The sequence below is a fragment of the Pokkaliibacter sp. CJK22405 genome, assembly GCF_046614695.1.
Classification (GTDB): Bacteria; Pseudomonadota; Gammaproteobacteria; order Pseudomonadales; family Balneatricaceae; genus Pokkaliibacter.
Map to the genome: position 1 here is coordinate 140422 of NZ_JBKKHQ010000013.1, position 22341 is coordinate 162762.

The 22341-nt window shown below is 57.7% G+C and carries 23 protein-coding genes; 7 read left to right on the forward strand and 16 right to left on the reverse strand.

The annotated features are described in order from the left end of the window. Positions 1-117 precede the first annotated feature (117 nt). Complete coding sequence (locus tag ACKC9G_RS09495) at positions 118-555, forward strand: tlde1 domain-containing protein (protein WP_411404711.1); 438 nt, start codon at positions 118-120, stop codon at positions 553-555. A 65-nt stretch (positions 556-620) separates the two neighbouring features. Beyond that, positions 621-893, forward strand: coding sequence for a hypothetical protein (locus tag ACKC9G_RS09500; protein WP_411404712.1), 273 nt, complete (start codon positions 621-623; stop codon positions 891-893). A gap of 115 nt (positions 894-1008) precedes the next feature. Here the strand turns inward: ACKC9G_RS09500 and ACKC9G_RS09505 are convergent, their stop codons facing one another. After that, positions 1009-2127, reverse strand: a complete 1119-nt coding sequence (locus ACKC9G_RS09505; protein ID WP_411404713.1) for an NADH:flavin oxidoreductase/NADH oxidase — start codon at positions 2125-2127, stop codon at positions 1009-1011. Positions 2128-2217: 90 nt separating this feature from the next. Then, the gene (locus tag ACKC9G_RS09510; RefSeq protein WP_411404714.1) at positions 2218-2718 is read right to left on the reverse strand and encodes a lactoylglutathione lyase family protein; all 501 of its coding nucleotides are present in this window, start codon (positions 2716-2718) and stop codon (positions 2218-2220) included. A gap of 145 nt (positions 2719-2863) precedes the next feature. On the opposite strand from ACKC9G_RS09510, the gene ACKC9G_RS09515 reads away from it, so the two are divergent. Next, on the forward strand, positions 2864-3751 hold the full coding sequence (locus ACKC9G_RS09515) for a LysR family transcriptional regulator (protein ID WP_411404715.1): 888 nt from the start codon (positions 2864-2866) through the stop codon (positions 3749-3751). Here the strand turns inward: ACKC9G_RS09515 and ACKC9G_RS09520 are convergent. Both ACKC9G_RS09520 and ACKC9G_RS09525 read right to left on the reverse strand, forming a co-directional pair. Then, positions 3739-4431 (reverse strand): type 1 glutamine amidotransferase domain-containing protein, encoded by a 693-nt coding sequence (locus ACKC9G_RS09520; protein ID WP_411404716.1) that lies wholly within the window; start codon positions 4429-4431, stop codon positions 3739-3741. The genes ACKC9G_RS09515 and ACKC9G_RS09520 overlap by 13 nt on opposite strands. 75 nt (positions 4432-4506) lie before the next feature. Beyond that, positions 4507-5007: an SRPBCC domain-containing protein gene (locus tag ACKC9G_RS09525; protein ID WP_411404717.1), complete on the reverse strand. Its 501-nt coding sequence runs from the start codon at positions 5005-5007 to the stop codon at positions 4507-4509. 220 nt (positions 5008-5227) lie between these two features. Here ACKC9G_RS09525 and ACKC9G_RS09530 point away from each other — a divergent pair, with 220 nt between their 5' ends. From ACKC9G_RS09530 to ACKC9G_RS09545, 4 genes are all read left to right on the forward strand, one after another. Continuing rightward, positions 5228-6157 carry a hypothetical protein gene (locus ACKC9G_RS09530; protein WP_411404718.1) on the forward strand — a complete coding sequence of 310 codons (930 nt, stop codon included), beginning with the start codon at positions 5228-5230 and terminating at the stop codon, positions 6155-6157. A gap of 11 nt (positions 6158-6168) precedes the next feature. Further along, entirely contained in the window at positions 6169-7047 is an 879-nt protein-coding gene (locus ACKC9G_RS09535) for a hypothetical protein (RefSeq protein WP_411404719.1), read from the forward strand. Positions 7048-7093: 46 nt separating this feature from the next. After that, complete coding sequence (locus ACKC9G_RS09540) at positions 7094-7993, forward strand: hypothetical protein (protein ID WP_411404720.1); 900 nt, start codon at positions 7094-7096, stop codon at positions 7991-7993. Positions 7994-8123: 130 nt separating this feature from the next. Beyond that, complete coding sequence (locus ACKC9G_RS09545; RefSeq protein ID WP_411404721.1) at positions 8124-8315, forward strand: hypothetical protein; 192 nt, start codon at positions 8124-8126, stop codon at positions 8313-8315. Positions 8316-8498: 183 nt separating this feature from the next. Here the strand turns inward: ACKC9G_RS09545 and ACKC9G_RS09550 are convergent, their stop codons facing one another. The 12 genes from ACKC9G_RS09550 to ACKC9G_RS09605 form a co-directional block, all read right to left on the reverse strand. Then, positions 8499-9941 (reverse strand): NADH-quinone oxidoreductase subunit N, encoded by a 1443-nt coding sequence (locus ACKC9G_RS09550; protein ID WP_411404722.1) that lies wholly within the window; start codon positions 9939-9941, stop codon positions 8499-8501. Next, positions 9928-11412 (reverse strand): complex I subunit 4 family protein, encoded by a 1485-nt coding sequence (locus ACKC9G_RS09555; RefSeq protein ID WP_411404723.1) that lies wholly within the window; start codon positions 11410-11412, stop codon positions 9928-9930. Before ACKC9G_RS09555 ends, ACKC9G_RS09550 begins: the two co-directional genes overlap by 14 nt. A gap of 14 nt (positions 11413-11426) precedes the next feature. Beyond that, the gene (gene nuoL / locus ACKC9G_RS09560; RefSeq protein ID WP_411404724.1) at positions 11427-13331 is read right to left on the reverse strand and encodes an NADH-quinone oxidoreductase subunit L; all 1905 of its coding nucleotides are present in this window, start codon (positions 13329-13331) and stop codon (positions 11427-11429) included. Continuing rightward, the gene (gene nuoK, locus ACKC9G_RS09565; RefSeq protein WP_411404725.1) at positions 13328-13654 is read right to left on the reverse strand and encodes an NADH-quinone oxidoreductase subunit NuoK; all 327 of its coding nucleotides are present in this window, start codon (positions 13652-13654) and stop codon (positions 13328-13330) included. Before nuoK ends, nuoL begins: the two co-directional genes overlap by 4 nt. Then, a complete protein-coding gene (locus ACKC9G_RS09570) occupies positions 13651-14217 on the reverse strand; it encodes an NADH-quinone oxidoreductase subunit J (RefSeq protein ID WP_411404726.1) in 567 nt (188 codons plus the stop codon). The genes nuoK and ACKC9G_RS09570 overlap by 4 nt, the downstream gene beginning before the upstream one ends. Before the next feature lie 13 nt (positions 14218-14230). Next, positions 14231-14761, reverse strand: a complete 531-nt coding sequence (nuoI, locus tag ACKC9G_RS09575) for an NADH-quinone oxidoreductase subunit NuoI (RefSeq protein WP_411405033.1) — start codon at positions 14759-14761, stop codon at positions 14231-14233. A 110-nt stretch (positions 14762-14871) separates the two neighbouring features. After that, complete coding sequence (gene nuoH / locus ACKC9G_RS09580; RefSeq protein WP_411404727.1) at positions 14872-15849, reverse strand: NADH-quinone oxidoreductase subunit NuoH; 978 nt, start codon at positions 15847-15849, stop codon at positions 14872-14874. Then, positions 15846-18176, reverse strand: coding sequence for a molybdopterin-dependent oxidoreductase (locus ACKC9G_RS09585; protein WP_411404728.1), 2331 nt, complete (start codon positions 18174-18176; stop codon positions 15846-15848). The genes nuoH and ACKC9G_RS09585 overlap by 4 nt, the downstream gene beginning before the upstream one ends. After that, entirely contained in the window at positions 18176-19507 is a 1332-nt protein-coding gene (gene nuoF / locus ACKC9G_RS09590; RefSeq protein WP_411404729.1) for an NADH-quinone oxidoreductase subunit NuoF, read from the reverse strand. The genes ACKC9G_RS09585 and nuoF overlap by 1 nt, the downstream gene beginning before the upstream one ends. A gap of 10 nt (positions 19508-19517) precedes the next feature. Then, positions 19518-20054: an NADH-quinone oxidoreductase subunit NuoE gene (nuoE, locus tag ACKC9G_RS09595; protein WP_411404730.1), complete on the reverse strand. Its 537-nt coding sequence runs from the start codon at positions 20052-20054 to the stop codon at positions 19518-19520. A gap of 59 nt (positions 20055-20113) precedes the next feature. Further along, the gene (nuoD, locus tag ACKC9G_RS09600; RefSeq protein ID WP_411404731.1) at positions 20114-21814 is read right to left on the reverse strand and encodes an NADH dehydrogenase (quinone) subunit D; all 1701 of its coding nucleotides are present in this window, start codon (positions 21812-21814) and stop codon (positions 20114-20116) included. After that, positions 21815-22306 carry an NADH-quinone oxidoreductase subunit B gene (locus ACKC9G_RS09605; protein ID WP_411405035.1) on the reverse strand — a complete coding sequence of 164 codons (492 nt, stop codon included), beginning with the start codon at positions 22304-22306 and terminating at the stop codon, positions 21815-21817. Positions 22307-22341 lie beyond the last annotated feature (35 nt).

Genomic DNA, 22341 nt, shown 5'->3' on the forward strand with positions numbered 1-22341 from the left:
CGAACCGCACTTCAGAGTAGAGTTAGCGGCAGGGCTGCTGTAGGTTCTTGGCATTCGGTGAGTATCAGGTGCTGATATATGTGGTGCCGTCGTATTCACCCTCACATAAGGATGTGTATGAAGATTGTATTTATTATCTCAAAGGGGCTTCTAATGGCCTCAACTCCTTGCTTTTCCATGACTTTACGCGCCACCAGTGGGCGTGGAGAGTGCATGAACAAGTCCTCAAATGCATGTTTGATTAAGCCTTTCGAAGGCCCCATCCCAGTTGGGAAATATTACATCTCGCCGACAGAGTTCAGTGATCCCGGTATCACTAGCGATCTGGCTCGTAGAACGCGTGGAGACTGGGGTGACTGGCGAGTCCGGCTGCATCCAGTGCCTACCACAAAGACCTTTGGGCGTGACAATTTCTTTTTGCACGGTGGGGATATGGAAGGGTCAGCCAGCTGTATTGATGTGGGTGGCGGGGTTTTGGGTAATCAAACCACTGACCGCCTAGCTGCCATGATTCAGGCCAGTCAGAAAAAGATAGAAGTTGAGGTAAAGGGGTGAAGGCTTATCTGTTGGTGCTGACCATTCTGGCCCCCTCACTTTGCTTCGCTGAGGTAGCAGACAAAATGCCGTCATATCCCTCTATGTGGGGGTTGGCATTGGCGCTCTGCATGGGATTCTCGCTACTAGCACGATTGTGGAAAGGCTTTCTGCTACCGGCCATTCTGGTGTCGTTGTTTATGGCCTACGGTGTTTATGATACTGGTTCTGATCCGAATTTCCTGAGTGCGGTAGAGTCAGAATTTGGGGGCTATTACCAATTGAATGGCTACCTGTCGGCGTTAATTATTGGCCTTATGCCAATCCTCTTTAGCCTGTGTAAAAGAAAGTCTAACTAATTGTTTTTATGAATTTTCAGTGGAAAAGAGCCCGGAATGGGCTCTTTTTGTCACTACAAACCATCAAAGATCAGCCAGCGGGTCTTAGTTATCCGGATGACAATGGTTTCGGACATTACTCTGCGCTGGTGACACGCGGGCCTGCGTAACGCTCCAGCCAGTAGGTGTACTGCTCCGGCAGAATCGCGGCGGCGTTGTCGACGCCAAGGTCACGCGCCATCTGATAGACCACATGCGGGTTTGCCAGATGGCCCTTGCCGATCAGCACCAGATCCATCTGCGCTTCCGTAATGGCACGCTCACCGTCGGCAGGCACATCCATGCCCCAGGCCGTCGCCACAGGCAATCCGGTTTCTTCACGCACGCGGGCGGCAATCGGCGCCATAAAGGCATTCGACCAGGGAATCTGCGCCTTGGGATTACAAAAGCCCATGCTGACGCTGATGAAATCCAGGCCAATGGCTTTGAATTCCCTGATCAGGGCGATGGACTCGGCCAGGGTTTCCTCATCACGACCATCAAATTCCAGCACGCCAAAACGCAGGGTCAGGGGCAGGTGTTCGGGCCAGACCTCACGCACGGCCGCCAGCGTCTCCCGCAGGAAACGGCCACGGTTTTCGGCGCTGCCGCCGTATTCATCGGTGCGCTGGTTGGTGTTCACGGAGAAAAAGCTCTGGGCCAGATAGCCGTGAGCAAAATGCAGTTCGAGCCATTCGTAGCCAGCCGCCAGTGCACGTTGGGCGGCGCTGACGAAGTCATCACGCACACGGGCGATGTCATCCTTGCTCATGGCCGTCGGCACCTTGGGCAGAATGTCAGTACCGAAGCTCACCGCCGAAGGGGCGATGGTCTGCCAGCCGCGCGGATCATCATTCGGGATGTGGTTATCCCCTTCCCATGGACGGTTGGCGCTGGCCTTGATACCGGCATGACCAATCTGAATACCGGGCACTGAGCCGGCCTGTTTGATGGCACGGGCAATGCGCGCCATGCCGTCGATCTGGCCATCTTCCCAGAGGCCGGTGCAGGCATGGGTGATGCGCCCTTCGGGAGAAACAGCGGTGGCCTCGACAATCACAAGACTCGCGCCCCCACGGGCCATGCCCGCATAGTGCGCTTCATGCCAGTCGGAGATGTAACCATTCTCGGCGCTGTACTGGCACATGGGCGGCACCGCCAGACGGTTGCGCAGGGTGACACTTTTCAGGGTGTAAGGGGTAAACAACGCAGACATCGCGGTGCTCCTTTTTCAGTAAGTCAGTCTTTCGATAACAGATCATCGCTGCTCAGGGTGAGCAGCAATAACGCTCCGGCTCGGGCAGGTTTAGGCGTAGGCACCGGCAGAGTAGGTCAGCTCATAGCTGTGGCTGTAGATCTCCAGAATGTTGCCGAACGGGTCTTCCATGTAGACCATGCGATAGGGCTTCTCACCGGGGAAGTATTCCCGCACCGGCATCCGCTGCTTGCCACCGGCCGCCACGATTTTGGCTGCCAGCCCTTCGACATCGGGGTCCTGCACGCAGAAGTGAAAGACGCCGGATTTCCAGTAATCAAAGTTCTCTTCACGACGCTCGGCATTGGCAAACTGGAAGATTTCCACGCCAATGCGGTCGCCCGTCGACAGATGGGCAATGCGGAAGGAACCCCAACCGGGGCCAAAGACGTCAGAGCACATGACGCCGATGGCGCTGTCATCTTCACTGATGGTGGTTGGCTCCATAATCAGATACCAGCCCATCACCTCGGTGTAGAACTTCACTGCGGCATCCAGATCGGTAACAGACAGGCCAATATGAGAAAAACTGCGGGGGTAGGGACTCAACACAAAAGACTCCATGAATGGTTTAAGCTATGGGCAGTTACCCTAAGGAGGATGCCTGCCCCTTAACAGGCAGCAGCGCTAATAGCGGGAATAAAAATTCCTTATAGCGATACAAAACCCTTATCTGACAACGACTTAAGAGCACGCCATGCTGAATTCACAGTGGGTCCACAGCTTCTCGATTCTGGTGGAAGAAGGCAGTTTCACCCGCGCAGCGGAGGTGCTGGACCTCACTCAGGCCTCGGTCAGCCAGCATATTCGCCATCTGGAAGAACAGCTGGGGCCGCTGCTGATCCGCCAGCCGCGCAAGCTCGAACTGACACCGGCCGGTCAGGCGTTACTCGGTTATGCCCGGGAAATGCAAGCGGCGGCGCGACGCCTGCAGGTGCAGATTGATGATGAGGAAGACGGCCCTTTGTGCGGTGAAGCGCGCATTATCAGCCCTGGCAGCTGTGGCCTGAGCCTTTATCCGCGGCTGCTGGATATGCAGGCCGAACACCCGCAACTGATCATTCATCACCGTTTCGCGCCGGACCCGGAAATTCTCGATGCCGTGCTGGATAACCGCTTTGATCTCGGCATCATCACCTACAAGCCCGATGATGCCCGTCTCACCGCCCTGCCTTTTTGTCAGGAAGAGCTGGAGCTGATTGTGCCGGCCAACGCCAGGGTAAAAGGCTGGGACGATCTGGAAGCGCTGGGCTTTATTGATCACCCTGATGGCCGCGCCATGGCCACGCGCTTACTGGCCCGACAATTCCCCGGCAACCCCGGTTTCCAAAGCCTGCCCATCACCGGCTTTACCAACCAGATCAGCCTGATTCTTGAGCCGGTGGCCCGAGGCTTTGGGTTTACCGTCATGCCGCGTCTGGCCCGGCAGGCCTTCGCCCGCCAGCAGGATATTCAGGTGATCACCGCGGCGCATCCGGTGGTCGACAAGCAATGGCTGATCTACCGCTCCGAATGGCCGCTACCGCGCCGACTGCAACGAGTGATCAGTCAGCTCAGCCACGTGGTGGATGATCAGGACGCCTGATTCAGTAATGCCAGCATCGCCTCAGCCACCGGCGCCGATGACGCTGGATTTTGTCCGGTCACCAGCAAACCATCCACGACGGCCAGGGGAGCGAAGTCGCTGGTGCGTTCATGCAGCGCCCCCTGCTCTTTCAGGGCGGTTTCCAGCAGGAAAGGCACCTGCCCGGTTTTTCCGGCCAACGCTTCCTCGGTGTTGGTAAAGGCGCTGATGCGTCGCCCCGCCACCAATGGCTGATCCAAGGTATCCTTCACGTTCAACAACCCCGCCGGACCGTGACAGACAGCCCCCAGTATTTTGCCCTGCGCCCAAGCCTCAGTGAGTAGCGCTGCCAGCGTGGTCGAGGTCGCACAATCCCACATCGTGCCATGGCCGCCCGGCAGGAAAATCGCGTCGTAATCCTGCGCCTTCAACGCATCAATGCAGAGTGAATTCGATAATGCCTGCATCGCCGCTGTATCCGCCTGAAAACGCAGAACGCTTGGGCTGTCATCCAGAGAATGCGGGTCAATGGGCACTTCACCACCTTGAATTGAGGCCAGCGTCACGTTCACTCCGGCCTCCTGAAACAGGTAATAAGGTGCGGTAAGTTCCTCAAACCAGACGCCGGTCGCGGCCGCGTCATCGGCCTGGGAGAACGCCTTGTGGGACGTCAGAATCATCAAAACATGAGGGGCAGACATCATCGTCTCCTGATCTTTAGCTGAGGTAGCTGAGAGAGCACTGAGATAAGAAAGCTCGCGCTAAAGAGGCGGCTATCAGGCGCGGGCGGCGCTCACCAACCCATCAAGCCACTCCTGATGCCCATTGATCATGGGGTTCGGCACCGTCGCTGCCAGCGCTTTGGCGGGTTCACCCTGTTGGGTTTCCTGAGTGAGAATACGTAACCGGTTGGCCGACAGCTCCTCGACAATCCAGGCATGGTGGACATTCAGACGCTCCGCACCTTCACCAGCCCAACCGTGCCAGGCGACTCGCCCTGCCTGTCCGGCCACCGGTGCGATGTATTCCACCACCTCAGCCTCGACCGGGAAGCCGAAGGTCTCAAAGTAGAAACGATCCCCCAGCGCCAGCATCGGGCCGCGCTCCTCATAAAACCGTGGGTGGGCGGAGTTGGCGTAGTAACCAGACCACTCGGCGGGGGTGACCAGCAGCGCCCAGACCTTGTCGATGGACAGATTCGCCACGATCACTTCGTTGGAGCAAAAATTATCGCTAAAGCCCGGCACATAACCGGCGGGCCATTGAATGGATGTCATAGGGAGTTCTCCGTCAGTGGTGATCCAACACACGACGAAGCCTAAAAGCGGGGAAAAATAACCACCATGGCCTGAACTTGTTGGCGGTTATTGCTGAGACAAATAACAGAAACCTGCGCCAGATCATGGCAGAGGCTGTTCTGACTGACAGCTTGGGCAGGATTAGCCTTTATTACCGTTATGGGCGGAACCGAATTCCACCAGATGACACTGAATGCGTATGACTACGAGCATTCGCAATACCATCAAGCTGTACGATCAATTCGGGCACTCTGAGGCATCGCCGCTGGCGGTCGCCTCCAGTAAACCGGAGCACTTTATCGTCTGTCAGAGCCATGTGCCCGAGCGAACGATGGAGTGGCTGAAGATCGGCAACAGCGTCGCCAAAACCATCGACAAATTGTGCGATAAAGGCAATCAGGTCGACAGCATCTACGCTACTGAGCGTGATTCGATGCTGCGTACCTGGCTGTTGAACAACGCCAATACGCCGCTGGATGGCGATATGGTGCGCAACCACTTCTGGACGGGGAACTGTCAGGATCTGCGCGATCTGGCTGAGCATATTCTGGCGGCCATCAGCGATGACCGTCGTGCCACCGGTACTCACTTTGCGACCCTGCCGGTGACCCGAGTGTCCTGGCCGAGTATGGACCACACCAGCTCTCTGATCGGTGATCCGCGTATGCAGCCTTTGAATGAGGTGGTGCTGGTCGATGGCTGGGTCATGCGCCCTGCGGCGCAAACCTTTGAAGAGAGTGGTTTACAACACACGCCCAGAGACGTCTCGTCCTCCACGGTCAGTGAGAGCCGCTACTATCTGGACAAGAGCAAAGAAACCCTCGACACCAAAACCCTGTTTCAGATGCACAAGAGCAAGCATTTCGTCGAAACCCGGTTGAAGAACCTGGATAAGGACAATCTGAAAGAGCTAAACATCGTGAAGAATCCCAAAGAGACGGCCGGCAAGCCTCTACTCTGGGATGCTCAGTGGATTGATCAGCAGAATCACCGGCGCACCTATTACTCGTCGGATTCTCAGGGCCCTATCAATTTTGACTACATGCCGCGTCAGCAGCTGGAAGAAAAAGAAGCCACCAGCAAGGCCGCCGAAGGCCTCTACCCCAACGCGGTACGAATCCACCTCTAGAGGCCCGGCCGATGACCACCATCCGTGACACCCTGACGACCTATCAGCAGTTCGGTCATTCGGATGCCCCGGCCGACGCGGTCGCCCTGACCAAGCCTGCCAAAAGCTACATTCATGTGAACGCCGTCTCGGACGCGACCCTTGATCGCCTGAATCTGGCCGATAGCGTCGCCAAAACCGTCGACAAGCTCTGCGAAAAAGGCAACCAGCTCGACAGCGTTTACACCAGTAAAACCGGCTCGGCCTATGTGCTTGATCTGATGCGCAGCAAAAGCATTCGTGGCGACATGCTGCGTAATGGCATGTTCCGCGGAAACTGCCATGAGCTGATGGAGTTCAGCGAACATATTGTGGCCGCCCTGAACACCGAGCGGCTGCGTCAGGGCAAGCAGGCCTACCCTGTGACCATTGCCGATTGGCCCGACCATATCGCGCTGCTTATTGGCGACCCTCGGGAAAAGTCCAGTAAGGAAGTGGCGATTGCCGATGGCTGGGTAATGAAACCGGCCGCCCAGACACTGAATCACTCGCTGTTTGGATCTCCCCGGGTACTTTCCTCCACTCAACAGGAAACCAGTGCGTATCTGGATAAACAGATCCTTCGCTTTGAGCTGCGCGATATCGTCAAGCATACCGAAGGCCGGTTCTTTGTTGATCGCAAGATGCGCAAACTGGAAAAGCAGCATGACAGAGAGCTTGAACACGGCAGTCGCTTTCTCTGGGATGTGCAGCACGTTGACAAGAATAATGTGATTCAGGCCTACCATTCGCCTGAGAGCACGACACGTATTTACGACATGCTGCCCAGCGACGAGGTCGCGCAAAAAGACGCTGACCACCGGGCGGCAGAACAGCATTACCCCGGCATTTTCAAAATGCGGGTTAGCTAATACCTAACCGATTATTCACCTGAGCTACCACCACGGAGGCGAAGAGATGGTAGATACCCTGCGCGCCCACCTGAACCACTACAGCACCTTTGGCCATAGTGATTCTCTGGGTGACATCAGCTGTACCAAACCCAACACCCAGTGGACCCATGTGACCCAGGTGGACGACAAGATCATGGAGCGGCTCAATATTGCCGATGCCATCGGCAAGACCATTGATCGCCTCTGCGAAAAGGGTAACCAGCTCGACAGCATTTATGCCTCCGGCGGTTATTCCCATTACCGGGTGGAGCTGTCGCGTAAGCATCATCTCGAAGGCAACATGCTTAAGCATGGCCTGTTTGCCGGAAATGGCAGCGAACTTGAGCACTTTGCCGAGTATATCGCCTCAGCCGTGAACACCGACCGTCAGCAGCAAAACCGCACGGAAGGGACTAATCATCCCAATATTCCTCTGACCCGCATCACCTGGTTTACCCATGAAGCCCTGCTGCTGGGCGACCCGCGCGCTGAAACCGGTCTGGGTTGTGTGATCGCCGATGGCTGGGGCATGCGCCCTGCCGCCCATACCCTGGAGCATGGTCTCTTTATTGATGACATTCCGACGGTACATTCTGTCACCCACCAGACACCCTCTTCCTATCTGGATGAAGTGCTGAACAAGCGCGATATGAAAAGCGTGGTCGAAGAGTACGAAAGCGGCTTCTTCAAGGAACGCAAAATGAACAAGTACCCGCAAAAGCTGAGCGAGGATATTCGCAAGGGCATGGGTATTTACGATGTTCAGTACAACGACCGTGAGCGCAACACCTTGCAGTTCTATCAGGCACCGGGCAAGGCGCCGCGTAACTTTGACCGTTTGCCGACCGAAGAGCTGCGGGAAAAAGAGCGCATCCACAGCGAAGCCCAGCAGCAGTTTCCCCGCCCCCGGCTTTATCAGCCCTAAGGCGCAACGGCTACGGCCACATACAGCAAGGATGATTGTCTCAGCCACATCGCCGCTCTCCCATTCCCCAGGAGTGCGGCCTCTGGCATGATCTGCAGCCTGTTGGATTTAACTCACAAGGAATGTTGTTATGAAAGCCATGATCTGTGCTTTGCTATTGATCGCCCCTGCCCTGTCCTTCGCCGATAAAGCCCGAAGCGACTATATGAAAGCCGCCATGCAGCGCTGCAAAGCCGAATACACCACCAGCAAGGAACGCGGTGCCTGCACCCAGAAAGCCTTCAAGGAATACAACGACACGCACTCCACCACGAAAAAGTAAGCGCTGATGCTGCCTGGTGGAACGATTAGGCTGGCCGTTCGACCTCAGCGAGAGACTCATCATAAGCGGCCTGCGCGATCTCCATCGTGTAACAAGCCATCTGATTCAATCATAAAAAAAGCCCATCCATTGGATGGGCTTTCGCCTTCATTCACAGGCTTAACCGAAACCTTGCGCGCAGCCTTAGATCAGCTGCAGTACCACACCGGCACACAGGCCGATCAGCACCGTCGCACCCGCACCCAGAGCAATCACCAGTGAAGGGCCCGCCAGGGTGGCTTCATCGGATTCCAGCAGAATGTCGGTGGGCAGTGTTTTCGCCGGTGCCGAGAAGAACACCAGCAGCACACGCAGGTAGTAGAACAAGGAGCTTGCCGCTGCCAGGGTGGCAACCACCACCAGACCCAGCTGACCTTCACTCAGCGCCTGAGTAAAGATAAACAGCTTGGCGAAGAAGCCCGCAGTCGGAGGAATGCCCGCCAGTGACAACACCGCCACGGCCAGTGCAACACCGATCAGTGGATAACGACGGCCAACACCACGGTAGCCCTCTAGATCGGCAGTCGGGTTAATTCCCGCCAGCAGGCCGATCACACCAAAGCACACCAGATTCATCACCGCATAGGTCAGACCGTAAAACGCGGCAGACTGGAGCAGATCGGCATTGGCATCCAGGTCACTGCTGATGGCAGATAGCGCCAGCAGGACGTAACCAAAATGCGCGACGGAGGAGTATGCCAGGAGGCGCTTGAAGTTGCGCTGACGCATGGCCGCGAGGTTACCCCAGACCACACTCAGCACCACCATGCCGACAATAATCGGCTGAACAGCAGGCCAGATATCCGCCAGCTGCGAGGCCAGATTCAATGCAAACAGCAGCATCGCGATCTTGCCCACGGCAGCAATAAAGGCGGTGACCGGCGAGGTTGAGCCTTCAAAGACATCGGCCAGCCAGCAATGGAATGGCGCAACGGCCAGTTCAAAACCGATCCCCACCAGCAGCATGCCGAGACCGACGATCACCAGGGTTTCGTTGGCGCGTGGCATGTTGATGGCATCGACAATACCGTCGATATAGAGCGTGCCACTACCGGCATACATCAGAATGATACCGAACAGCATGATGGCGCCCGCAACAGTGGAGGTCACTGCATACTTAAAGCCGGCCTCAATGGCACCGCGACGCTTGGGCTGCCAGGCGATCATCGCCATCACCGACAGCGCGGTGAGTTCCATGCCGAGGAAGGCTGCCAGCAGGTTGCTTGCCGCAGAGAGGATGAAGGTTCCGGTCACCGCAAACAGCACCAGCGAGCAGAACATTTCATCGACTTCACCGCTCAGCTGCTGATCACGCCATGCCAGCAGCAAGGTCGCCACACCACCGGCGGCAAACAGCAGCCAGCCGTGACGGGTCACCGGGTCCAGCGTAATGAAGTTCTCGACCGTGGCAGAGCCATGAGGAATCAGCAGTACCGCAATGGCCGCCAGTAGCAGCGTGATACTGCCGTAAAAGGCGGCAGTAGCTGCATTGCGTGCACCAGGCCAGACGCCGATCAGAAGAACAATCAGGCCACCGATGCCCGCCAGCGCGGGCGCAAGGACGGGGTAAAAATCAATTGGCGGCATACACACCCCCGGTCATCAGGTGCAGGGCGCTGGCAATCATATCCGCGCCCGGCAAGTGGATAGCATCAATCATCAGCTGTGGCAGCAAACCAACCACCAGCACCGCAATAATCAGCAGGCTAAGCGCCGCTTTTTCACGCACGGCCAGATCCGGCAGTGGCTGACTGATGCGCGGGTTATCACCGCCCAACATGACACGACCATAGACTTTCACGCCGTAGATTACCGACAGCAAAATGGTCACGGCAGCCACGCTACCCCAGCCAATATGACGGCTGATGGCACCGGCCAGAATCAGTGCTTCGCCTGCGAAGTTGGCCAGGCCCGGCATACCGACAGTGGCAACGATGAAGAACAGAAAGCACATGGACAGCTTGGGCATCTGACGATAGAGACCGCCGACATTGGCGTACTCACCGTCAAGACCGCGATCCAGCAGCAGCGCCGCAATCGCAAACAGGCCGGTAACGGACAGACCGTGCGCGATCAGCTGCAGCGCCATGCCGTTCAACGCCTGTGTCTGCCAGGCAAACAGCGCCAGAACGGCGATGTTCATGTGGCTGATACTGGACCAGGCAATAACACCACGAAGGTCGGTCTGACGAATCGCCTGCAAGGCACCGTAGATCGTGCCGATAGCACCAATCGCCATGCCACAGGTGGCGAAGGCTTCGGTGACATCCGGCATCAGCGGCATGGTGAAACGCCAAAGACCGTAGATACCCGCGTTAGCCATCGCGCCGGAAAGCATGATGATGGCGCTGGGATCACCCTTGCGATAGGCCAGAGGTGCCCAGAAATGCAGTGGGAACATCGGCACTTTGACACCGAAACCCACCAGCAGCCCACAAAGCACCAGCCACACAATCGACGAAGTACCGCGCAGTGGCGTCTGCACCAGCTGACCATAGTCAAAGGTGTACACACCGGTCTGGGAGCCGTGAACGATAAACAGCAGAATCAACGCCACCAGCATCAGCAAAGAGGCGGTCACCGTCACCAGCATGAAGCGTGTCGCTGCCACCCGTGAATCACGCTCGCCCCAGAAGGACAGCATGAAATACATGGGGATCAGCATCAGTTCCCAGAACACGTAGAACAGGATCAGGTCATAGGCCGCGAACAGGCCAAGCATGCCGCTCAGGGTACCGAGCATCAGCGGGCCAAAAGCTTCCCAGCGCTCGATACGTTTCCAGCCCACCAGAATGGCAATCACCGCCAGCGCACCACTCAGTGCCGCCAGCACCAGACCCAGTCCGTGCAATTGCAGGTGGTAGTGGATGCCATATTGCGGCACCCAGAGTACATCCAGTGACAAAGGCTTGCCGCCAAGGGCCAGACCAAAGAGCACCAGGGTTTCAATGGACGTCACCGCCAGCGTCAGCGAGCGGGCAAGATTCCCCTTGCCGCGGCAGCCAAGCCAGATGGCCAGTGCTGCCAGGAGGGGGAGATAAATCACAACGTTAAGCATTTCCCGCTCCTTCCTTAACCGCTGATGACAGCGTTACTGAACACCAGCAGTGCAATCAGCAGCACCACGCCAATAATCAGTACCTGCACATAACGGCTGATCGTCTGTCCCTGGGCCCGACTGGCAAGCGCACTGCCACAAAGCATGACCCTGCGCACACCGTGCACCAGAATACCGTTCAGCAGCAGCCCATCGACCAGCAGCCCCACTACCGCACAGAGACCGTTGAAGGGTGCGATAATCAGCACTTTGGCAAGATCGTCGATATAGAGGGCACGGGTCAGGAAGCCAAGGCTGCCCAGACCACGACCGGTACGGGCCTCGGACTTGGACAGCGGCCAGGCCACCAGAATACCCACCACTGCGGCCAGCGCACCGAGCAGTTCCAGCAACTCGCCTGCATGACCTTCTGGCAGCGCCACGCTGCTAAGCACAGGCTCAAGCCAAGGCAGCAGCAGATGCGGGCCGAAGTCCCAGCTGTCAGGCAGCTGAATAAAGCCAAGACAGATACTGCCGATGGCCAGCAGGCCCAGTGGCAGCTTCATCGCCCAGGTCATTTTGTAGTCATGGATTTCAGTACGTGGCTTGCCGGTGAACACCAGGAAGTACATACGCATGGAGTAGATACCGGTCAGCAGTGCCCCCACCAGACCCAGGCCAGCAAGGAAGGCACCGTGTGGCGCAGTAAAGGTCGCAGCAATGATGGCATCCTTACTGTAGAAGCTTGCGGTCACCAGCGGCAGCGCCGCCAGTGCCAGACTTCCGGCCAGATAGGCATAGCTCAGGAACTTCTGCTTCTTGTGCAGGCCGCCCATGTTGCGGATGTCATGATCATGATGATAGGCCTCGATGATGACACCGGAGCTCATGAACATCAGCGCCTTAAAGCAGGCATGCACCGCCAGATGGAACAGCGCCAGTGAGTAGGCACCGACACCCAGCGCAGCAAACATGTAGCCGATCTGACTGATGGTGGAGTACGCCAGAATGCGTTTGATGTCGTTCTGGCCGAGCGCGCTCACGGAGGCATACAAGGCGGTGAAGGCACCGACCAGTGCCACCCACCAGCGCACATCCGGCACCAAGTCAAACAGCACATGGGTACGGGCAATCAGGTAGACACCGGCGGTGATCATGGTCGCTGCGTGAATCAGTGCCGAGACCGTTGACGGGCCGGCCATCGCATCAGGCAACCACACATGCAGCGGGAACTGCGCTGACTTGGCAAAAGCCCCCAGCATAAAGAGGATACAGATCGCTGCGATCATGCCGGTGGGCGCCTGAGGCGCGGCATCGAAGATCGTCTGCAGATCCAGGCTCTGAAACTGCATAAAGCACAGGAAGATACCGATGGCCAGCGCCGTATCACCAATACGGGTGGTGACGAAGGCCTTGCGACCGGCATAGACGTTCTGCTCTTTACCGTAGTAATGGGACACCAGTGCGTAGGAGCACAGACCCATGATTTCCCAACCGGCGTACAGCAGGATCAGGTTATCCGCAGTAATGAACAGCAGCATGCCGCCCACGAACAGGTTGAGGTAGGCAAAGTAGCGACGCTCACCAAAGTCATGGCGCATGTACTGGGTCGAGAACAGGTGGATCAGCAAACCGACCCAGGCACTGACCGAAGCCATGACCAGGGTGAAGCGATCAACACGGAAGCCGACATGCAGGTTCCAGTTGCCGATATGCATCCAGGTGTAAGCTTGCTGTACCGGCATATCCCAGTTACCGCTCAGCCACAACAGGGCCACCAGCACCGCAGAGACCAGCACCATCAGCGTGGCGATCACGCCGTAAACACGGGTGGGTAAACCCTCCAGCAGGATAATCAGTAGCGCACCCAGTAATGGCGCGCAGGGAATCATCCACAGCAGCGAGTGCATCATCGGCAGATTCATCAGGGCATCACTCATAGCAGACGCTCCTTCTGTTCGAGGGAGTCCTGCAGTTGATTGAGCTGATCGATGCGGCTGACCTTGAGGTAACGGTAGCTCATCATCGCCAGCAACAGGGTGATCGCCAGCTCACTACCGGCCACCAGCATCATGAACAGGCTCAGTACCTGGCCATCGGCACTGTGCCAGTACTGGCCAGCAGCGACAGCGGCCAGTACGGCGCCGTTGGTCATGACTTCAATCCCCATGAGGATGAACAGCATCTGACGGCGCACCAGCACGATGGCGACACCGAGGCCGAACAGCAGAAAGGAGACAAACAAAATGGCTATCAGATTCACGCCTGGCCTCCTTGGCTGACGGGTTTCTTCAGCGCATTGGCATGGGCGTTTTCCACCTGCGCCTGCTGGTCATGCTGAAGATGACGGGCGAAGTACAGCACTCCCACCAGCGCCGCCAGCAGCAGTGTGGAGACCGCTTCAACGGCCAGTTTGTAGTGACCAAACAGCAGTTCACCGACCTCTTTGGAGTTGACCATGTGTGGATCAACCATATTCACATCGACACCACCAAACAGCACCAGAGCCAGTTCAACCAGCAGCACCGCCAGCAGAATCAGACCGGGCCACAGGCTCTTGTCAGCGCCATCAAAGGGAAAGGTTTCCTGTACGGGGCTGAGCATGATCACGAAAACAAACAACACCATGATGGCGCCGACGTAGAGAATCAGCTGCATCATTGCGATAAAGGGCGCGCCCAGGAGATAGAACACCAGCGCCAGCGCCACCATCGACGAGGTCAGGTAGACCGCGCCATGCATGGGCTTTCTGACAAACAGCAGACTGCCCGCGCAGATGACTGCAACGGCCAGTGCCAGCCAGAAGACGATTTGCCACAGCAACATGGATGTCTCCTCCTCAGGGCAGTAGCGTGTAGACGTCGACCGGGGGCTTTTCGTTCGCACCCTCGCCTACGTCCTTGCCACGAATGGGAACCCCGGCGTTTTTGAAATAATCAAACTCCGGGTACTTGCCGGTGTGGTTCTCCAGCAACCGTGACTTGTCATAGACCAGTTCCGCGCGGGAGCTGGCACCCATTTCAAAGTCATTGGTGGTCTGGATCGCACGGGTCGGACAGGCCTCTTCGCACATCCCGCAGAAAATGCAGCGGGTGAAGTCGATCTCGAACTTCTCGGCGTAGCGGCGCTCGTCATCCTCACGCTCAGCACCCTGAATGGTGATGGCGTTGGACGGACAGACCGACGAACAGAGGTAACAGGCCACGCAGCGCTCTTCACCTTCCGGGGTCACGGTCAGGATCAGACGACCGCGCCAGCGCTCAGGCAGATCGGGTTTTTCGGCGGGATAGCACACCGTGTCACGCTCTTCAAACGCGTGTTTCAGCGTCGTCTTGAACGCACCGGTGATCTCGCCGACCCAGTGTTTCAGGTTTTTCATGATGAACTCCAGCGCCCGTCTTTTCCGGTCAGAACCGGACGGCGACGCTGTGCGCCGCCTGACAGGTCAGTAAAGGGTAATTCCGTCGTGAACCCCATGGTTTACATCCAGATCGCCGCGACCAGCGCGGTGCCAATGATGTTGACCAGGCCCAGTGGCAGCAGGTATTTCCAGCCGAAGTTCATCAGCTGATCCCAGCGCACACGAGGCACACTGGCGCGCATCCAGATAAAGAAGAACAGCAGCGCCAGGGTTTTCAGGGCAAACCAGACCACACCGACAATCGGGTAGGTCTCTGCCCAGGGGCCATGCCAGCCGCCCAGATACAGGGTAGTGGTCAGGCAGGAGATAAAGATGATGCCGAGGTATTCACCGAGGAAGAACATGGCGAATGGCATGCCGCCGTACTCGGTGTTGAAACCGGCCGCCAGCTCGTTTTCAGCTTCGGGCAAGTCAAAGGGCAGACGGTTGGTCTCGGCAATACCGGCAATAAAGAACACGATAAAGCCCAGCGGCTGCAGGAAGATGTAGGCAATGTGCTGCTGCAGCACGATGTCTTCGAGGCTGAAGGAGCCGGCCAGCAGCACCACACCCAGCAGCGCCACGCCCATGGCCAACTCATAGCTGATCAGCTGGGCGATGGTACGGATGGAGCCAAGTACCGTGTACTTGGTGCTGGACGACCAGCCACCCAGGAAGATGCCGTACACGTGCAGCGAGCTTAAGCCGAGGATAAACAGCAAACCGACGTTGAATTCGGCGGCAAAGCTGATGCCCTTGCCGATCGGCACGACCACAAAGCTCAGGAGCACGGTCACAACGACCAGCACGGGCGCCAGCTTGTAGAGTTTCTGGTCAACGAAGCCCGGCAGGAAGTATTCCTTGGTCAGCAGTTTGACCGCATCGGCAATCGCCTGCAGCAAACCGAAAGGCCCGGCCTGGTTGGGGCCGTAGCGGTTCTGCAGAAGGCCAAGAATACGGCGCTCACCGAAGACGGTAAAACCGGCCGCCAGAATCAGGCCCAGAATCACCACCACCATGGCAATCAGGATCAGGGGCCAGTAAATCCATGCGCTCATAGACTCGCTCCTCCATGGCTGCTGGTACCGGGGGTGAACTGCTGTACGGCAGGATCCGTCACGCTATCCGCTTCCGCCAGTTTCATGGCTTGCGTCAGGGTGATACCCAGACCCGGACGGCTGGCCAGCTCACCAAAGGCGCGACGGGAAATACCCACACAGCCTTCGGCCATGAATTTCACCAGACGTACCGGCAGGGTCAGCTGCTTGCCATTGCTGCTCAGGGTCAGACGGCTGTGTTTATCCAGCGTCAGGCCGAGGGACCTGGCATAGTCAGGGTGAATCGCCACTTCGTCATGGGGTAGCAGCGATGCCAGCTCCTTGCTGTAGAGCGCGACCTCATCTTCACCGTGCCAGGCACTGAGTACCAGTGAGGTGCTGTCGCCAGGCACCAGCGGCAGACGGCTGGCGATGGTCAGACCCGGTGCGGGCAGGCGTGCATCCTTGCTCGCAGGCATCAGCGACTGCAGCTGTGACTGCATGGCAGAACGCGCGGTGCTATCCAGCAGATTCACCAGTTCATCCTGCAGCAGTACGGTTTCATTACGGGTATAGGCTTTGGCGAAATTCTGCACACGGCCTTCATAGTTGATGAAAAGACCATTGCGCTCACTGACCGCCGCAGAAGGAATCACCACAGTGGCCGCCTGAACGGTGGCGCTGTGGATATGATCCACCACAATCAGATGCTGAACTTGCTTGAGGGCTGCGCTCCAGCGCGCACCCTGCCAGCCGCTCATGGGGTCATGACCGACCACCAGCAGGGCATTGACCTGTCCCTGCTCAACCGCTTCCAGCAGTGCATCGGCACTTCCGGCAGGGCTGATACGCGCCACACCGGCACTGTTCGCCTCCGGCAGCGCAAAGCCCAGTTTGGTGTTCTCGCCCATGGCCGCTGCCAGTTCGCCCAACGCCTTGATGGCGGTGACCGGCATCAGCTCGGCAACCCCCAACAGCACAGGGTTGGCAGCATTTTTCAGCAGCGCACTCCAGCTATTGGCTTCAGCAGAAGGCAGTTCAGAGATCAGTTTTTGCAGCAGATCAGCCCAACGGGAAGGCGTCTGACGCTGCGCACTCAGGCTTGGCTGGGTGCGGGTCAGCTCTGCCAGCAGCGATGGCGCAGCATGAATCATCAGTACCGGCACACCGCCTTTCAGAGCCTGACGCACGGCCAGCTCCATCATGGGGGCATGCTCGGTCAGCTCACCGACCACAACGATGCAGTCTGCCGCTTCGATATCCCTCAGGCTGGGCGCATTACCACTCAGGTTCACCGCCGTTTTCACGCGACCTTCAACGACGCCATCACCAAAGGCGCTGAACGGCGCTTTCAGGCTATCGGCCAGCTGTGCCAGCGTGAGGTTCGTCACCAGATCTTCACGACCGGAACCCAGCACACCCCAACGCACACCACTGACGTTCATGGCTTCTTTGAGTACATCGAAGGGTTTGCCTTCACGTGGCTGACCACCGACCAGCACCTGCAAAGGACGATCCGTCGCTTCGGAGGCGTGTGGCGCGTAGCGACCACGGTCACAGATAAAGTGCGCATTCACCGCGCCGTTTTCTTCCGGCACGATGCGACGCAATGAACCTGCGCGGGCACCCGGTTCCACATGACAGCCCACGCTGCAATGGCCGCAAATGGAGCTGCTCTTTTTCAGCATCCAGGTACGGGAATATTTGCGGCGGAAAACCTTGTCAGTAAAGGTGCCGGTCGGGCAAACAGTGATGATGTTACCGGCGAAGGGGCTGTCGAAGGCGCCATCGTCGATACGGCGGAACAGCACGTTGTTACGCGAACCCATGGCGCCGAAGTCGTTACCCAGCGCGTAATCCTGATAGAAACGCACACAGCGGTAACAGGTGATGCAGCGGTTCGCGGTATTCCACACCAGCGGGCCAAGCTGCTGGTTGGGGTAGGTTTTCTTCTGGCCATCGAAACGACGGTAGGCATGGCCGACTTCCACGGTCATGTTCTGCAGGTGGCAGTCGCCGCCTTCATCACAGACCGGACAGTCGTTCGGGTGACGGGTCATGTAGAACTCGACCATGGTTTTCGACACGCCGGGCGCCTTGTCGCTCTGGGCGAACTTAAAGCGCATGCCATCCTGTGCTTTCAGGGTACAGGTCATGACGGTACGTGGCTGCTCGCCTTCACGACTCGGCACGGTTTCCATCGCACAGACGCGGCAGGAACCCACCGCACCCAGCGCCGGGTGGTAGCAGAAGTAAGGCACTTCGATGTTGGCACGCTGCGCGGCATCCAACACGTTGTCGCCGGGCTGGAATTCAACCGGCTGATCATCGATATAGAGGGTTCCCATCAGTGGTGTCCTCCGGCGACGCCCGCAGCAGCGACATTCACGGCACCTGCGGCAGAGGTGGGCGCGTAGCTACAGCCTTTGGCGGCGATATGCTTTTTGAATTCATCATCGAACAGGGTCAGTGCCGATTGCACCGGCATCACAGCCCCTGGCGCCAGCGCACAGTGGGTGTTCGGGCCGATCAGGCCGCACAGTTCGAGAATGGTCTTGTGGTCGGCTTCAGTCGCGGTGCCTTGCTCGAACTTATCGAACAGGTGCACCAGATACGGCAGGCCATCACGGCAAGGGGTACAGAAGCCGCAGGACTCACGAGCATAGAACTCGATCAGGTTGCGGGTGTACTTCAGCGGGCAGATGGAGTCATCCATGATGATGATGCCGCCGGTACCGAGGCGCGAGCCGATCTTCGCCACCGCATCAAAGGTCATGGGTGTATCAAGCTGATCCGGCGTCATAAAGGGGGTGGAAGAGCCACCCGGCTGGAAAGCCACCAGCTCACGGCCATCCAGCAGGCCACCGGCGTGATCGTAAATCAGCTCACGGGCGGTCACGCCCATTGGCAGCTCGAACACACCGGGATTTTTCACCGGGCCAGAGACCTGGAACAGGTGAGTACCGGTACCGCCGTTCATGCCCTGATTCTGGAACCACTCCACACCCTTGTGCATCACAAAAGGCACGTGGCAGACGGTTTCCATGTTGTTAACGATGGTGGGCTGGCCCCACAGACCTTTCACCGCCGGGAATGGCGGCTTGGAGCGCGGGTTTGCACGGTAGCCTTCCAGCGCGTTCAGCAGCGCAGTCTCTTCACCGCAGATGTAACGACCCGCACTCAAGTGCACGTCGATATCCAGCGAGAAGCCAGAGCCGAGAATGTCATCACCCAGAAGACCGGCATCGCGGGCTTCCTGCACGGCTTTTTCCAGCTTGGCTGCGCCGACCTTGTATTCACCGCGGATAAAGACGAAGGCTTTGTCGGCACCGATGATGTAAGAAGAGGCAATCACCCCTTCCACGATGGTGTGCGGGTCACGGTACAGCACCTGACGGTCCTTACAGGAACCGGGTTCGGACTCATCGAGATTCACCACCAGATACACCGGGCGAGGTGCATCTTTCGCCAGAAAGCTCCACTTCAAACCGGTGGAGAAACCGGCGCCACCACAGCCACGAAGGCCGGAGGCACGCAGGCTCTGGACCATTTCTTCGCGGTCGCGGCCAAAGATGGAATTCAGGCTGTCATAGCCACCCGCTGCGCGGTAGGCCTCAAGACTCATTACCTCGCCGTGTTCCTCGAGGTAATGGAAGTTACGGGATAATACTTTTTCCATGGCTGCCTCCTCAGTCCGCATTCTTCAGTACGGCAAGAATCTGCTGGGACCCGGCTTCTTTTTCGCTCAGGGTTTCAGCGGCGTACTTGCAGATCAGATCGCGGATTTTCTCCGGGGTCAGCTCGCCCAGATCTTCTTTGTCATCGACAAGGCCCGCAGGGGCACGGTCACAAAGACCCAGACAAATGCTGGGCAGCACGGTCACGGCGCCATCGGCAGAAATATCACCGAATTCAACGCCTGCCGCTTCTTTGGCTGCGGCCAGTACCTGCTCAGCACCACGGGTGTAGCAGGAGATGCTGTCGCAGATACGGATCAGGCGGCGACCGACCGGACGGCGGCGCAGCAAGGTGTAAAAGGTAATCAACTCATCCAGCTGAGTGGGTGAGAGATCGGTCAGCTCGGACACTTCGTCCAGGCTGTCACGGGGGATATAACCGTACTTGTCCTGCACGTAGTACAGGCAGTAAATCGCCCCCGCCCGCTTGTGCGGATAGTGAGCAATATGCTCGCGCAAATGCTCGATGTCGTGTTCTGAAAGACTCATAAAAACTCCTCCGGCGTCAGAACCGGTGGGGCGGCAGCGTTACCACTGCCGTCCGCACCTTAGCGGTCGATATCCGCCAGAACGTAATCAATGGAACCGATAAGACAGATGACGTTACCCAGAACATCGCCGACGCCAATGGCCTTCACGGACTGGAAGTGCGCGAAGGACGGGGTGCGAATACGCACGCGGTAAGGATTGGCGGAACCGTCACTGACCAGGCTGTAGCAGGTCACACCTTTGGAGGTTTCTGTCGGGAAGAAACTCTCGCTGCGCGGGAACGGCAGACCACGGCCCACTTCGATAAAGTGGTGAATCATGGTCTCGATGTCCTGCAGGGCGCGCTCTTTGCGGGCCAGGCTGTAACGGGGCTTGTTGTCAGACAGCACGGGACCGTCGGGCATGTTCGCGACACACTGACGAATGATCCGCAGACTCTGGCGGATCTCTTCGATACGCAGCACGGTACGGGTGAAGGCATCACCGTCTTTACCGACGGGGACGTCAAAGTCGTACTGCTCGTAGCCGCTGTAGGGGCGTTTTTTACGCAGGTCGAAATCAAAGCCGCAGGCACGCAGGTTCGGGCCGGTCAGGGACCAGTCGATCGCCTGTTCAGGTGTATAAACCGCGATGCCTTTGGTACGTGTCTGGAAAATGTAGGACTTGGTGGTCAGGGATTCGAGTTCAGCAATGCGGCTCTCTACTGCATCACAGCTGCGAATCACGTTGCGCTGCCAGCCATCGGGCAGATCCTGCGCGACACCGCCGATACGGTAGAACGCCGGGTGCATACGGCCACCACACACCTCTTCGATGACATCAAAGAGCTTCTCTCGTTCCATAAAGGCGTAGAACGCAGGGCCCATGGCACCGAGGTTATGACCCAGCGAGCTGATCCACACCAAATGGGAAGACAGACGGAAGATTTCCGCCAGCATTACTCGCATGGTCTGTGCTCGGGGCGGCACTTCAATGCCCACCATTTGTTCACATGCCAGCACGTAAGGCAGCTCGCCACCGACACCACCGAGATAGTCGATACGGTTGGTGTAAGGGATGTAGTTATGGAAGGTATGGAATTCAGCAACCTTCTCGGCACCACGGTGGTGATAGCCGATTTCCTGCTCAAGGCTGGTGATGCGCTCGCCGCGAAGCTTCAGTACCAGACGGATAATACCGTCGGTGCCGGGGTGGTTCGGGCCGATGTTGACGACCATTTCACCGTCATCGCCCTGCTCGGGGTTCATATAGCCCTGCAGGATGCGGTTCAGGGTCGCGGGGTCATAATCAAAGGGGTCAGGACGTTCAGTCGCACGACCCGCTTCGCTTTTCAACAGCGGATGACCTTCCCAGAAATCCGGCAGCAGAATACGCCGCAGATCAGGATGGCCCGCAAACCTGAGGCCAAACATGTCGAAGACCTCACGCTCGTACCAGTCAGCCGCAGGCCAGATGTCAGAAACCGTGGGAGCTTCCAGCAGGTTGCTGAACAGGTGACAACGCACAGTGATGAACTCGGCGGTGTCCACGTTCATCAGGTTATAGAACAGGGTAAAACCACCGCCACGACCGGCTTCATCAATCGCCGACAGGTCGATCAGCATCGGATACGCAGGGCTCGCCTCATGGCGAAGATAGCGCAGAGTGCTGTGCAGCTCTGCCATCGGCACCACAATACTGGGGGCGCCAATGTAAGGCACGTCAGTAAACGGCTCGGCCTGGAAGCGCTGAGCCAGAGTTTGCATCAGGGCTTCATTCATTTATTTGATCTCGATGCCGAGGGGTTTACGACGGTTGGCCAGCACAGGCAGCGGGTTTTCACGCACATGCTTTTGCAGCAGGGTCAGACCTTCGAGCAGGGCATCAGGACGGGGTGGGCAGCCGGGCACATAGATATCCACAGGGATAATGCGATCCACACCCTGCACCACGGAGTAAATGTCGTACATACCGCCGGAGTTGGAGCAGGAGCCCATGGAGATCACCCAGCGCGGCTCCAGCATCTGGTCATAGATATGACGCATCAGGGGGGCCATTTTGGTGAAGCAGGTACCGGCGGTGATCAGCACGTCGCTCTGGCGGGGAGAACCACGCAGAACCTCAGCGCCCATACGAGCCATATCAAAGCGGGGAGTTGCCGCTGTCATCATCTCGACGAAGCAGCAGGAAGTACCGAAGTTGTAGGGCCACAGAGAATAGTTGCGGCACCAGGCCACCATGTCATCGAGCTTGCCGACGATGGTGGAGAACATGCCATCCTTGCCACCCTGCCCTGGTCCCTGACCGG